The organism is Lihuaxuella thermophila (assembly GCF_900110165.1).
GTDB lineage: Bacteria > Bacillota > Bacilli > Thermoactinomycetales > Thermoactinomycetaceae > Lihuaxuella > Lihuaxuella thermophila.
On record NZ_FOCQ01000002.1, the window covers coordinates 268,739 to 283,047 of the forward strand.

12 protein-coding genes are annotated in these 14,309 nt (G+C 46.1%); 6 read left to right on the forward strand and 6 right to left on the reverse strand.

Annotated elements, in window-relative coordinates; translation table 11 throughout:
• Position 1: 1 nt before the first annotated feature.
• A complete protein-coding gene (locus BMW55_RS03195) occupies positions 2–1,381 on the reverse strand; it encodes an MFS transporter (RefSeq protein WP_089965301.1) in 1,380 nt (459 codons plus the stop codon).
• Positions 1,368–3,986 carry a phosphoenolpyruvate synthase gene (locus tag BMW55_RS03200; protein ID WP_089965304.1) on the reverse strand — a complete coding sequence of 873 codons (2,619 nt, stop codon included), beginning with the start codon at positions 3,984–3,986 and terminating at the stop codon, positions 1,368–1,370. Before BMW55_RS03200 ends, BMW55_RS03195 begins: the two co-directional genes overlap by 14 nt.
• Before the next feature lie 536 nt (positions 3,987–4,522).
• Here BMW55_RS03200 and BMW55_RS03205 point away from each other — a divergent pair.
• Positions 4,523–4,813, forward strand: coding sequence for an NUDIX domain-containing protein (locus BMW55_RS03205; protein WP_244527420.1), 291 nt, complete (start codon positions 4,523–4,525; stop codon positions 4,811–4,813).
• On the opposite strand, the gene BMW55_RS03210 is transcribed toward BMW55_RS03205, so the two are convergent.
• Positions 4,718–5,401, reverse strand: coding sequence for a Crp/Fnr family transcriptional regulator (locus BMW55_RS03210; RefSeq protein WP_244527421.1), 684 nt, complete (start codon positions 5,399–5,401; stop codon positions 4,718–4,720). The two genes, BMW55_RS03205 and BMW55_RS03210, sit on opposite strands and share 96 nt — an antisense overlap.
• 267 nt (positions 5,402–5,668) lie before the next feature.
• Here BMW55_RS03210 and BMW55_RS03215 point away from each other — a divergent pair, with 267 nt between their 5' ends.
• Together BMW55_RS03215 and hmpA are read left to right on the forward strand one after the other, a co-directional pair.
• A complete protein-coding gene (locus tag BMW55_RS03215) occupies positions 5,669–6,079 on the forward strand; it encodes a hypothetical protein (protein WP_139179424.1) in 411 nt (136 codons plus the stop codon).
• Positions 6,080–6,534: 455 nt separating this feature from the next.
• On the forward strand, positions 6,535–7,773 hold the full coding sequence (gene hmpA / locus BMW55_RS03220) for an NO-inducible flavohemoprotein (RefSeq protein WP_342027730.1): 1,239 nt from the start codon (positions 6,535–6,537) through the stop codon (positions 7,771–7,773).
• A gap of 169 nt (positions 7,774–7,942) precedes the next feature.
• Here the strand turns inward: hmpA and BMW55_RS03225 are convergent, their stop codons facing one another.
• Positions 7,943–8,302 carry a helix-turn-helix domain-containing protein gene (locus BMW55_RS03225; RefSeq protein ID WP_089965315.1) on the reverse strand — a complete coding sequence of 120 codons (360 nt, stop codon included), beginning with the start codon at positions 8,300–8,302 and terminating at the stop codon, positions 7,943–7,945.
• Between the two features lie 224 nt (positions 8,303–8,526).
• Between BMW55_RS03225 and BMW55_RS03230 the strand changes: the two genes are divergently transcribed.
• A complete protein-coding gene (locus BMW55_RS03230; protein ID WP_089965317.1) occupies positions 8,527–9,534 on the forward strand; it encodes an asparaginase in 1,008 nt (335 codons plus the stop codon).
• Positions 9,531–10,958 (forward strand): aspartate ammonia-lyase, encoded by a 1,428-nt coding sequence (gene aspA / locus BMW55_RS03235; protein WP_089965319.1) that lies wholly within the window; start codon positions 9,531–9,533, stop codon positions 10,956–10,958. Before BMW55_RS03230 ends, aspA begins: the two co-directional genes overlap by 4 nt.
• 531 nt (positions 10,959–11,489) lie before the next feature.
• Here the strand turns inward: aspA and BMW55_RS03245 are convergent.
• Positions 11,490–12,008, reverse strand: coding sequence for a DUF6886 family protein (locus tag BMW55_RS03245; RefSeq protein ID WP_089965467.1), 519 nt, complete (start codon positions 12,006–12,008; stop codon positions 11,490–11,492).
• Between the two features lie 318 nt (positions 12,009–12,326).
• On the reverse strand, positions 12,327–13,682 hold the full coding sequence (locus BMW55_RS03250) for a tetratricopeptide repeat protein (protein ID WP_089965324.1): 1,356 nt from the start codon (positions 13,680–13,682) through the stop codon (positions 12,327–12,329).
• 303 nt (positions 13,683–13,985) lie between these two features.
• On the opposite strand from BMW55_RS03250, the gene BMW55_RS03255 reads away from it, so the two are divergent.
• Entirely contained in the window at positions 13,986–14,285 is a 300-nt protein-coding gene (locus tag BMW55_RS03255) for a hypothetical protein (protein WP_089965326.1), read from the forward strand.
• Positions 14,286–14,309: the final 24 nt, after the last annotated feature.

The window sequence follows — 14,309 nt, forward strand, 5'->3', positions numbered from 1 at the left end:
TCTACCCCTTCCGTTCGCCTGTCACGGCTGCTCCTTCAAATTGACTGCCAATCAAAAACCCAAAAAGGCTGAGGAAGAAGAGAACCAAAAACAGAAGCCCGTATTGGAACGTTTTCTCTCCCCACCCTGATGTGATGGCTAGAATACTGGTCAAGACAGGTATTCCGATGGCGCCTCCAATATTTCTGCTCAGTTGAACCATTCCGCCAACTGTCGCCTGGTATTTTTCAGATACAGCGTTTTGGGCTGGCAGTAAGAAAGTCGGCATGATCGTGCCTACACCGAAGCCGATGATAAACGCGAAAATATAAATACTAAAAACCGGCAAAACCATAAAACTTGAGATGCTTGTCCCGAAAAGACCCGTTGCCGATGTCAGCCAACCCGTTCGCGCCAACATTTTGTAAGAAATCTTTTGTATCATGCGACCCGAAAAGAGTATACCGGTGCTTAACCCCAGCATCAGCGGCAGTAAAAATGGAGTGCTTTGACTGGAGCTGCCTTCAAATATAACGGTAGCGTAAAGAGGAAAGACAGCAATGGCTCCATACATTAATATGCCTACAAACAGGGCACTCAGATTCGCTAAGGACACGTTGCGAATCCGGATCAGACCTGGTGACAAGACGGGATCCGGGTGTTTGTTCTCTTGAAACATAAACCAGATAAACAACAGAATACTGGCAACCAGCAGGGTGGTGGTGTTCCAATTCCAACCGGACTTTTCGTATACGGTCCAGGTTTGGATAAATAAGGCGATGGCGGCACCGAGCAGCAATGCTCCCCAATAGTCCATATTTTTCAAGGAAGTTGGTTCTGTTTGTTCCCTGTGCATCTGGGCGAACTGGATGGTGATCAAGGAAAGGAGTCCCAATGGAATGACCATATAGAAGCCGGAAGACCATCCATAGGATGCGGAAACGATTCCTCCGGCAACCGGTCCCAACAGATTGGAAAACAGTTGAATAGCAGCAAAGGCACTCAGCGCTTTTCCCCTGCTTTCAATAGGGAACAATGTCCCGATTAAAGCGACTGTGACCGGACCGAGTGCACCAGCCCCGACTCCTTGAATCAACCGTGCCATAACCAAAAATGAAAGAGACGGTGCCAGCCCGCACAGGAAAGATCCGATGAGAAAAACAGACATCCCCAGGGTGAAAAACAACTTATAACCATAAAGATCGGCTAATTTGGCGAACAACGGGATTGTAATCGTGGACATCAGCAAATATCCGCTAAAAACCCATCCATACAAGTGGGAATCGCCCAATTCCCGAGCGGCTTGGGGAAGGATGGTGGCGACGACGGTTTGCATCATCATGTTCGCCGCCGCCCCCAATAGAATCCCCGTGAATATAATCGACCGCTTACTCATTTTCATCACTTAAAATCTCCACAAATCCCTGGTTTCCGTCCACACGAATCATCTGCCCGTCTTTGATTTTCCTGGTCGCATCATCTACTCCCACCACGGCCGGAATTCCATATTCGCGGGCCACCACCGAACCGTGTGTCATCAATCCCCCAACCTCGGTAACCAATGCTTTGGCTGATTGGAACAAGGGGGTCCACCCGGGATCGGTATGAGGAGCAACGAGAATTTCCCCCTCATTGAGATGGGCTTCTTCCGGTTTCAGGACGATCCGTGCCTTTCCTTCAACGACACCGGCTGAAGCGGCTGTTCCAACAAGCGCCCCTTCGGGAAATTTGCCTTTCCGGGGGGAACCTGTTACGATTTCCCCTTCACTCGTCATGACTTTGGGCGGGTTCAATGTTTGGTGCCATTCATATTGTTCTTTGCGCTCAGCAACCAATGAGACGGGATCTTGTTTCAACTCCCCTTTGCCGAGTTGGACCAGCTCGTCAAGAGTCAAGAAAAAGACATCCTCTTTCTGCTGTAGAATCCCTTTCTTTACCAGCTCGTCCGCTTCAGATAGAATCACTTTTTTGCACTCATCCAAAATCAATGTAAACAAATATTTCGGGTGCTCCCGAAGCCCGCCCATGGATCGGTAGACTTCAATCAGACGTTTGATCCGTTTGGCCTTAAAACCGCTGTTTCCGACCTGATCCAGAATTCGCCTTGCAGCTTCTTTCGCTTCCTGTTCTCCCTGAATGAATTTTTCCCGATGCTCCCCCGGCTTCACGCTGCGCATGTGTCCCAGGATGGCGGGAACCAGCTGGGTAGGGGCTTCACGCCAGCGTGGCCGGGTCAGGTCGATTTCCCCCGGACAACGATGTCCGTATTTGGCGATAAACGCTTCAAACGCCCGTTTAAACCTATCTCCCCCGCGTACATGGAAGAGTCCTTCATAGAACGTCCGGTCATTTGCCTGTTTGAGGTACTCTTCCACTTCGGGCAGTTCGCGGACCAGATCGGCCAAATCACCGATCACCAAGCCCATTTCACTCGTGATATTGCCCGGGAGGGACTTGTTGAGCCGATGGAGTTCCTGGTCACTCTCCAGCAATTTCTTCAGCAATAATAATGAGATCGGGAAACAGGCGACGTATGGGAAGATGTTGTGTATTAAATCCTTAGCAAAGATGCTTAATTGATGTTGGAGAGCTTCTAAGCGTCTCTCCCCATTTTCACCCTGCAATTGTTCCCGGAACTCCGTCCATTTTTTCTGCATAAAGCTTTCAACGGTGCTTTTCGCTAATTTCGGATCCCGCTTCCAAAGATTTTTCCACACCTCCCTGATGATCGGAGTCACCAGTCGTCGTGCTGACTGAACCAAACCCGGTTGAGGGGGAACCCGAAGAAACTCGGGACGCTGGATCACTTCACGGATGGCGTTGCTGACCGCTTCATCAAATAAATGACCGATAAATTTGGGAAATATGGTTCTGCCCAGCTTGGTACGAAGCACTTCCGTTGGGTCGATAAACAGACGTCCGCCGGCTTTCAAAAATACATTTTTCGGAAAAACGGTTTGCAGTACCGAAAGCCCCAGTGGTTTCATGGCATTTGTCATCATTTGTACATGACCGAATGAGATCATGACACGAAGCGGTTCCTGCGGCATGTCAGGCAGAGGATACAGTGACGTGACCGGCCGGCTTTGCACAACAAAGATCTTTCCGTTTTCAATACAGAACTCAATATCTTGTGGAGAGCCAAAATGCGTTTCGATTTTTTTACCCAGCTCAGCCAAACGCAAAATTTGGCTGTCCGTCAACGCTTGTTGGGTCTGCTGATCGGGAGGCAGGTCTTTTTTTATCGTACCGCCTTCAGGAAGGGAATAAATGGCGATTTTCTTTTCCGATACATTCTTGAGGATGATTTGACCCGCTTTCACTTTGTACAAATCGGCTGAAACTATCCCGGACACAATCGCTTCTCCCAATCCGAAGCTGGCGTCGATGGAAACCACTTTACGATTTCCGCTCACAGGATCGGCGGTGAACATGATACCGGATACTTCCGGGTTTACCATCCGCTGCACCACGACAGACAGGTAAACCTGGCGATGATCGAAGCCGTTTTTAGCCCGGTAGGCGATCGCGCGATCCGTGAACAACGAGGCCCAGCACTTCCGGACGTGTCGAAGCAGTTCATCCTGTCCCCGGATGTTCAAATAGGTATCCTGCTGTCCGGCGAACGAAGCGGTAGGCAGATCCTCAGCCGTTGCACTGGAACGGATGGCATAAGCATACCTGGTTCCGACCGCCTCCCAGGCATGAATGATGTCACTTTTCAACTCGGCGGGGATCTCCAGTTGAAGCAAGTGGGAACGGATCCGCTCCCCCCATTTCCGCAATTGATTTAAATCATTCGGGTTCAGTTTATTGAGTTCACCGAGCAGCGAATCCATTTCGGGACTGGTGGCAATAAAGGTTTTGTAGGCATGAGTTGTTACGCAAAATCCACCAGGTACCGGGAACCCTGCCTTGCTCAGCTCACCCAGGTTGGCTCCCTTTCCCCCGACATAAGGCAGGCTGGACCGGTCCACTTGGTCAAAAAACAATACATGGGATTTCATTGATTGGTCACCTCTCTTTTATGATGAAAAATAAAGTGAGTCCTTACTCTGATTTCGGTGTGCTCCGAGTGACTTTACATTTTTGCAATGAATATATAAGAGTATTGGCAAAAGCCCGGTAATAGATTTCTCATTTTTCTGTCAAAGTTTTGTGTGTCACGACGAGGGGAGAATTTTGTCTCGCTTCCGATCCCGCCCTGCAAAGAGGCACAAATGGCTGCTCCCGGAACGAGAGAACAGAGTTTGAAGGGACGATCTGGTCAGCTTTCCATAAATAAATTAAGCACTTACTTTACAATCGGTTTGATCAGCCCCTCCTTATAGAAGAAAATCAGTTCAGGTTCATTCTAATATAAACTTTTATGGGTGTAAAGTGAGTACTCACTCTAGAGATGGGAGGTGAGTGTTTTTGTCCGAAAAACGGATGGTATTATGATCCAAATATTTAAAAATCAGTGAACTGGGAGGGAAGATGTATGTCTTATCACATTAGCGTGAGAGTTGGAGCAGTGATTATAATCATTCCATTCTTTTAGTTGAAATCAAAGACGAAAAAGGAAATCCATTATAATCTTCCGGCAGGTGGCGTTAAATCTAATGAATCAATTATTGAAGCTGTTAAAAGAGAAGTAAAAGAAGAAACATCTGTTGATGTTGAAGTTTGTCCACTAGTATTTGTCTATGAGTATGCTCCTCATCTGAATTCCCATAAATACGGAGCTATCCACTCATTAGGATTCGATCCGGCGTTTGAGCGCATTCTTGTCCAAAATGATCATTTCCCGGCGGTATTTTTCAATCAATTGTTCCTTTTTCAGTTGATTTAACAGACGATTCACTGTTTCTCGGGATGTACCGACCGTATTGGCGAGCTCTTGGTTGGTCATGGGCAATTGGATGTGAATCCGGGAGCCGTGTACTTTTCCGTGTTTGTCTGCCAGATATAGCAAAAAGGACAGAATCCTGCTGTTGGCATCAGAACCGGTCAACTGCTGAAGTTTCTGTTGGAGTTCCCGGATTTTTTCACTCATGACATCAATGACTTTAATGGCAATCGAGGGCATGGACAAGATCAGTTGCTCGAAAGCGTGAACGGGAATCGCCAAAAGACGCGTATCCACAAGGGCTTCCGTTGTTGCCGGATAAGGTGTCTGATTAAAGAAACCGGTATGGGGAAACATATCGCCGGTTTGCAGCAGCGATACAATTTGTTCATGGCCGGCCTCATCCGTTTTATAGGCTTTGACAAGTCCGTCCTGAATAAAAAATACCGCTTCGATTTCGCTTCCTTCTGTGAAGATGGTCGTCTTTTTCCGAAAAACGCGATGAATGGCGATTTCCTGGACACAGGCCAATTCCTGCGGGCTTAAGTCTCGGAATATGGAAAACTGTTGCAAACCATTCCGTTTTTCCATCAACATATTCCTTTCTTCAAGATTGATTTTAAAATAACAAATGCAGAGCCCGTCGATGTACCTCATCATGGATCAGCGAGCGGTTGTGATACAAAACACGGCTCTTATGGACGTTTGCCGCTGCGATCGTTCATTTATAACATAGAAAGTTCGCCCGTTCCGGAATGCAGCCCCCATAGCCACCCTGAATCGGTGATCTGTATCTCATACGGTGCCGATGATAAAATGAAGAAATGGATAAACCGATGATGAGAAGGAGAAATGATGTTGATTCGGATCATTTTATTTTTTCACGTTCTGGGGGCGGTCGGAATGGGATTTTACCTTGTATTGCCCTTCTTCCTGCAAAGGATGGTTCTTCAAAATAGATCCGTTCTCCACGTATTGTACTGGTTGAACTTTCTCAGTCAATGGATTCTCGTCGTTCAGTTGTTCACGGGCGGTTACTTGTACACAAAAGGTGAATACTCCGCCCAGTGGACGATTCTTGTGGCACTCGCCTATTTGGCGATCGGCGGATTCGGTGGGATGTTTGGCTATCATATCCGTCATTTTCTTAAATCTCCCCGTAAATATGAACTTGAACCATGGATGCGAAAAGTTCGCTTTTTCGGCCTCTTAACGGCCGTCTCCATGTTCATGATCGTCGTGTTGATGTTATTTCCCTATTGGATCTAAAAAACACAGCCCCGGCTTCATGAATCCCGTGATTGTTATCAACAGGTTGAACCGGTGAAAGATCCCTGCCGGATTTCGGTGGTGAATCTATCAATGGATTCTCGTTTCGATTACACGCCTCTGATTTTTTGGTTTGGACAAAAAAGTTCGACTGACGATGACTTGAGAGCTTTTTGAAACTCAAGTCATTTTTTTGTGCCGATATTTTGACCGATTTTAGTCTGGAAGGTGAAATCGGGCTGATTTGTGATCTATTTCACATTTCCATCCGTCTCTTCTTGATATAAAGATGACATCAGAGATCACAACAGAAGAGCGCGGGGGAGAAAGAAATGATTCTCTCCTGAATGGGCTCCCGATCATACTCGGACCTTGCAGTTGAATCATTCTGCGAAACTATGTCTGCCGTTTCCGAATACTCGTAGGGTGTAATACCCAAAACAGGAGGTAATATAATGGATAACCAAACGATCCCGATCGTAAAATCCACGGCACCACTTCTTCAAGAATACAGTGAAGCCATTGGTAAACGTTTTTATCAATTATTGTTCGGAAGCCACCCCGAGCTCTACCATCTATTTAACCAAACGAATCAACGCCGGGGGATTCAACAGAAAGCACTTGCCCATTCCGTTTACGCAGCCGGAGAACATCTGGACAATCTGGATGCAATCCGACCAATCATCACACGGATTGCTCATAAACATCGGGCCATCGGGGTTGTTCCGGAACAATATCCCATTGTGGGCGAAAAATTGATCCAAGCAGTTCAGGATGTGTTAGGGAGCCAAACCAATAAGGAAATCCTGGATGCATGGAAAAAAGCGTATCATTACATCGCTGATATTTTTATAGGATTGGAACGGGATTTATATGAACAGGCGGAATCCCAACCGGGTGGTTGGAGAGGATTCAGAGATTTTGTGGTGGATCGAAAAGTAAAAGAAAGTGAAGTGATTACATCCTTTTATTTAAAGCCTGCCGACGGAAAAGCGATCGCCCCCTACCTGCCCGGACAATATTTGACTTTAAGGGCGAAAATTCCGGGGGAGAAGTACGACCATATCCGGCATTACAGCTTATCCGATGTACCGGGCAAGGATTATTACCGAATTACGGTCAAAAGGGAAGATGCTCACAATGGATACCCACCGGGGATGGTTTCCAATTACCTCCATCATCAAGTAAATGAAGGGGATATGTTGTCCTTCAGCGCACCGGCAGGTGACTTTGTTTTGGATCTGGAGAATAGGGACCCGCTTATTCTCATCAGTGGCGGCGTTGGATTGACACCCCTGCTCAGCATGTTAAAAACAACAGCGGAAAGACAACCCGAGCGACAAGTGACTTTCATCCATGCGGCCATCAACGGAGACGTCCACGCCATGAAGGATGAGGTCTCCCGGTTGGCGGACCAAAATCCCAACATCCAGTCTTATGTCTGTTATGAAAGGCCCACGGAAAAAGACCGTCAAGCACGGAATTTCGACAAAGAGGGATTTATTGACCGCAGTTGGTTGGAATCCATTATCTCCAAACCTGATGGAACGTTTTATTTGTGCGGACCCATTCCGTTCATGAGGGTGATCTATCGAGCTTTAATAGAAATGGGTATCCCGAAAAACCGAATTCACTTTGAGGCTTTTAGCCCGATCAGTGTATTGGATGAAAAGCCAGTGAAAGTTGTTGGGTGAGGTTCAAGCAGAGGAAGGAACTTGGGTCAAGATGTTCTCCGGATTTATGTGTGTGGCGCCGCCACTGTAGACCAGATTATCATCGCTTTCCCATCAAACGAGGGGACAAAAGAAGGGAATGGATACGGCGACATCCATTCCCTTCTTTTTTGCCGGATGGGAGCGAAATCTAAACTTTCATCCGTTCAATTTCCCGTTTGGAGCGAATAAAGGCAATAAACTGGTTGATTTCTTCATCCGATAGAGGTTTTCCGTCTACGGTCAGTTCGGCTTCGGAGAATTGCGTCAGCTCGAGTTGTTTGATTCTCTCTGGTTCCGGTGGAAAAGTGGGAGTATCGACACGGCCGATCAGATAGTCGACCGAGGTTTCAAACAGATCGGCGATACATTTGATTGCTTCCAGTGAAGGGCGGCGATAACCCGATTCATATCCGGCATAGGTGCTTTTGGCGATCCCCAGCTGGTCGGCCGTAAATTGCAATGACCACCTTTTGCGCTTTCTTAATTCTATGACCCTGTCTAAAATCATCGCCTTTCCCCCTTTTTACATCAAACCTATTATAACATCCGTTTTTTGTTAAGATAACACAAAAGTACGCGGAATGAGTAATAGTTTTCTTGATTTTACGCAGTAATCCCCCTATAATACACTTAAAAGTTCGCGTAAAGCGTACACTTTGCATCGGCGCTTCTCGCATCGGGTCATATTTTGAACATTCATCCTGAAAGCTGTCTGAGATTGAGGTGGAGGATATGAAAAAACTGCTCTTACTGGCTACCGGAGGAACCATCGCATCCGTGCAACGAGAAGAAGGGCTGGCTCCCGGGATGAACGCCGAAGATCTTTTGGGCTTCTTGCCGCAAGAAAGGGCAGGCTATCAGATTGAAAGTAAACTGTTGATGAATATTGACAGTACGAACATGCAACCCGAGTTCTGGGTAAAAATAGCCGAGGCCGTCTATGAGCACTATGATCACTATGCTGGCTTTGTGATCACCCATGGAACGGACACGATGGCCTATACCTCGGCAGCCCTTTCCTATATGTTGCAAAATGCGGCCAAACCGGTTGTGATCACAGGTTCTCAGGTTCCGATCAGTTTTAAGAGGACGGATGCCAAGAAAAATATTGCCGATGCCATACGGTTTGCCTGTGAAGACACAGGAGGGGTCTTTATTGTTTTTGACGGAAGGGTCATCCTGGGAACCAGGGCAGTGAAAATAAGGACCAAGAGCTATGATGCTTTTGAAAGCATTAACCATCCTTATATCGCTTATATAAACGGATCCGAAGTGACGTACAATAAACCGGTTCGTTCGCCGAAGCGCGGTAAATTCCATTTCAATCCTTCCCTGTGTCCGGATGTCTTTTTGATGAAGTTGACTCCGGGTGCGAAACCGGAGCTCTTTGATTGCATCAAGCACTTATACAAAGGGGTCATTATTGAGAGTTTTGGGAGTGGAGGCATTCCATTTCAAGGAAGAAACCTTCTGCCCAAATTGCAAGAACTGATCGCTTCAGGCATTGCGGTGGTGATCACCACACAATGCCTGGAAGAAGGGGAAGATTTAAGCCTGTATGAAGTAGGAAGGAAAGCGGCTCAAAATCAGATCATTCTTTCCGGCGATATGAATACGGAGGCGATTGTTCCGAAATTGATGTGGGCCTTGGGTCAAACCAATGATCTGCAAGAGGTCAAGCGAATCATGGAGTCACCGATCGCCAATGACATAACCAAAGAGGAAGTTGGTGCCAGATGATCGCTCAAGAGTCGGTTCGAACAGAAAAAGATTTTCTTGGGGAAAAAGAAATTCCTGCTGATGCGTACTATGGCATTCAGACATTGCGTGCGAAAGAAAACTTTCCGATTACCGGATACCGCCTGCACGAATCGCTGATTCGCGCCATCGCGATGGTCAAAAAAGCGGCTGCCCTGGCCAATATGGAAACCGGACGGCTGAACCCGCGCCTGGGAAATGTGATTGTCACAGCCGCTCAAGAGATTATTGACGGGAAGTGGCATGATCAATTCATCGTCGACCCGATTCAAGGGGGGGCCGGCACCTCCATCAACATGAATGCCAATGAAGTCATCGCCAATCGGGGCCTGGAACTGCTGGGCGAGCAAAAGGGAAATTATTTTCAGCTCAGCCCCAACACTCATGTCAATATGTCCCAATCAACCAATGATGTATTTCCGACTGCCATTCATATTGCTACGCTCACCCTCTTAGAGAAACTGCTGAAAACGATGGAAGATATGCATCAAGTGTTTACGGCTAAAGCACAGGAATTTGACCCTGTCATAAAAATGGGGCGAACCCACCTTCAAGATGCGGTTCCCATTCGTCTGGGCCAAGAATTTGAAGCCTACAGCCGGGTGTTGGAGCGTGACATCAAGCGGATTCAACAATCCCGCCAACATTTGTATGAGGTGAATATGGGGGCAACCGCGGTCGGCACAGGATTAAATGCGGACCCGCGCTATATCAAGAGTGTGGTGAAACATCTTGCCGAAATCAGCGGATTCCCATTGGTCGGTGCGGAACATCTGGTGGATGCAACCCAGAATACAGATGCCTATACGGAAGTTTCCGCAGCGTTAAAAGTATGCATGATGAACATGTCCAAAATCGCGAACGATTTGCGGTTGATGGCCTCGGGTCCCCGGGTCGGACTGGCTGAGATTACCTTGCCCGCCCGTCAGCCCGGATCATCCATCATGCCCGGAAAAGTAAATCCCGTGATGGCCGAAGTCATCAATCAGGTGGCTTTTCAAGTGATTGGCAACGACCATACCATCTGTCTTGCCTCTGAAGCCGGGCAATTGGAACTGAATGTCATGGAGCCTGTCCTTGTCTTTAACTTACTCCAGTCGATCAGTATCATGAACAATGCCTTCCGTGTCTTTACCGATTACTGTTTGGCCGGGATTGAAGCGAATAAGAAAAGGCTCAAGGAATATGTAGACAAGAGTGTGGGTGTGATAACCGCAGTCAATCCCCATATCGGATATGAAGTTGCTGCACGAATCGCACGGGAGGCCATCCTTACCGGCCAATCCGTACGTGAATTATGCTTAAAATACAATGTCTTAAGTGAAGAGGAATTGGATCTGATTTTAGATCCCTATGAAATGACACATCCCGGAATTGCAGGGGCTTCCTTGTTGAGCAAAGAGTAGAAGGGACATTGTTCTGTTATGAAAGGACGCCGACCTGAGCCGGTACGTATAAACCAAGAGTCCAAATCACTTACCGATTTGGACTCTCATTTGTATCCGGGTCTTTTCCATGTGACAGGGAAAGGATTGGCTGATCCCCGCTTACAAAAACAAAAGGTAGACCAGACACACAGCGAGAAGAAGAGTGAATCCGTAGATCGCGCTTAATAAGAGAAAAGTTTTGCCCCTGTTTTTTTTATATTTCTCATTTTGTGACGGATTTTGCATTTTTCCCAGTTTAAAGGTGATCCAAAAAGAGACGGCTATGCATGCGATAGATGAAAAAATGAAGAAGAGGGTGAGCATTTGATTTACCTCTCTTTCCCGGTTCTGTAAACGCCAGGGTTGGCTTCTTCCCTCGATGTGCTGCCATCAATCTCTAAGATGAAAGGAAGGTCCGTGTGTTTATCATCTCATATTTGAGAGATCATGTGGGGAAATGGCTATATCTTCCTGGAGATGTGGAGAAGGTGCAGAATTCGGACTATAATCTCAATCCGTTTCCAGGGATGCATTGCGCATACGAATCATGGAGAAAGACACAGATGAAGAGACAAGTGCATGATGGAGCTTCCAAAGGGAGGGGGTGACGCGCAGTTCTATATTGTCCGCGATCACGCGTTCCAACAGATCTTCTACCGGCTCCACCCATAAAGGTTTAACCGTTTCACGGGAAACGTAATAACCCGCGTTGGGATCGATGCATTCAAACGTTTCGCCGGGAAGATGGTATGCATACAACCGCGTATTTCTGATTCGATGCAGCCAGGCTCCTTCAATGGCAATGATTTTACGCGCAGTCGTATGGGCGAAGAACTTGTCGATGTCTGCAGGGGTGGTGTCCGAAGTGATCCAGTAAATCACCCGTGGGCAGTCACGGGGAAAATAGTAATGAGGTGCGTGTTCTTCATCAATTGCCCAAACAAGCGGCGGCTGATCGGGATTGGTTGCTGGTATATGCGGTTCAAATAAAGAAATAGCCGGGTTTTCGCTGAAGTGAAATAATTTCATCGCCAACTCCTCTTTGAAAGATTCTTTCTCCGACTGACTCCTGTTCAGTTCCGCCAATTCACCGCTCCAAGGAGAACAGATTTATTTAACTTGTATGCCCTTCTCTGATCACGGTGGCATTTATAGAGACATATATTCATTTTTTTATGTCACTTGCTTAGCTTGACGCGAATGGTAAAAGAGTGCGAACACAGAAACAGGGGAGAAATCCCTCCCCTGTTTACTTATTAAAGACTATTGAATAAGTCCTGTGGTGAACCGGCCACTTACTCTTGGTCGTCATCGTCGCCGTACCTTGAAGCAAAAGAAATGAATCCTCTACACTTCATAAATCTCAGCCTCACTTTTGATGTGGAGTTCTTTTTGAATTCGATACATTCTTTCTAAACTATAATAAAATTGTTCCTTATCGAATAGATTATCAAAACAATCTGCTGATTTCAATAAAGCTGTATATTCCCTCTGCTGATAACCGTGTTTTCCTGAAATTTTTGCCGCCTCTTGAAAATATGGGAGGGCTTCAGCATAGTGTTTTTGCAGGAAAAATAGGTTACCTTTGACAATCAGGGTTTTTGCAAGGCGGAACGGATCAGGATTTTCCTGCAAAATTTTTATGGCTTCCTCCAAATGAACCATGGATTGAGTCCAATCTTTTTGCGAATTAAACAAGACGGCCAGATAAGTGTGTGCATCGACATGCCGGCGGGGAGAGCGAAAATCCGGGTCTGAGGCCAGCGCCAATTGAAAGCTGTCATAAGCTTTGGTAAATTCCTTTTGCTTTAAGTTTATGCTTCCATAGATGATGAGAAAATCGAGATAAAGGCCTATTCTTATGCTCCCGCGGCTTCTGGCAATTTGCATTCCCTTATGACAGCAGTCGATGGCCTCCTCATACATCCCTTGGTCACGCAAGATCATGGATCTGAATTTATAAAGGTTGAGTACAGGGTAGTCCTCGTAACTGTGATCCAGCTTTTCTACTTCCGGCCAAACTTGATCCAGCAAGCGGGAAGCCTGATCATTTCGGGAAGTTCTCAATAAGTACAAGGCTTTATTTCCCAACAATCTGTACTTGATGCCCTTCTTTTCTTTTGTTTCGTCAAACTGTTTCAATCCTTGCTCAACAAACTTCAGTGCCTGTTCTATATTGTTTTGAGAAAAGCTGCATCGGGCTAATTCAGTATAACAAGCAGCCACAATATTGTCTTTAGGGTTAAATCGGTAATGTTTAAGCAGCTTTAAAGCATGGTGATATTTTTCCTCAGCTTCTTTCCAGCTCTTTTCTTCGTAGCAGATTCTTCCTTTCAAATAATGGATGAAAGGGGTTAAGGGATAATAGTCTTCAAATTGAAACCTTTCCAGTTGTCTTTTCGCTGTTCCGGGATGCCCCCGATCAATGATATGCTCGATCGCTTCCAGCTGATAGTAGACTTCCTTCATTTTATTTTCCACTTCTTCAGCCTGTGCGATTACTTCATCGGCGGTAAGACCGATCTTCTTAAGATAGATCTCAATGGTTTCCGGCTTAATGTTTCCCTTGGCCTGCTCGATATTGCTGACGGTTCCTTTAGAGATATCATGGTCTTCCAAGTCTCTTGTGCTTTTTTTTAACTCTTTTTTTCTCCGTCTTCTCAGAACGTATCGAATCGTATCATCCTTTAAGTCGATCCTCATTCAACCTCTCCTTCGTAAAACTATCGATAATTATATATTACAGTTCTATTGTGAAAAATTGAAAGAATCATATTGTAAAATTGTCTAATTCCTGAATAGACAAATGCCCTTTTAGCTATGTATGAAGATTGGATCGATCAGGCAGATGTTCATTTGCCTAAACTTAAACTTAGACGGGAAAATGATTGATTTCACATTCACAATTAACATATAATCCTCTTAGCATAATTCGGAAAATCATTTATATTCATCGGATTTAGGTGATTCCTTTTATGAGGAATGTTAAAAAGGGGGTAAAAAAAATTGATTAAGCTTCAAGTAGAAGGTCAACCCAATAAGGTTCAGCCGTTTCTGCATGATTTGAAACAGCGGCCGCAAATTGAACTGATTCACCAGGAAGTTAAAAACAAAGGTATGACAGGGCAGATCGATGTAAGTGTCACCTGCTATGTCAGGCATCGGCCCGATCGGCGGTTGAGGATGGTGCAGATGGTGACGGCAGAAGGAGCGATCATTAACCTCCCGATGCTGGATTTAATCGTGGTGGAGATAGAGGAAGGAGTCAGGGTGTTTTGCGGTAAGGTTTACGATGTATTTGGCTGACAACTTTCATCACTTGCCAGCACA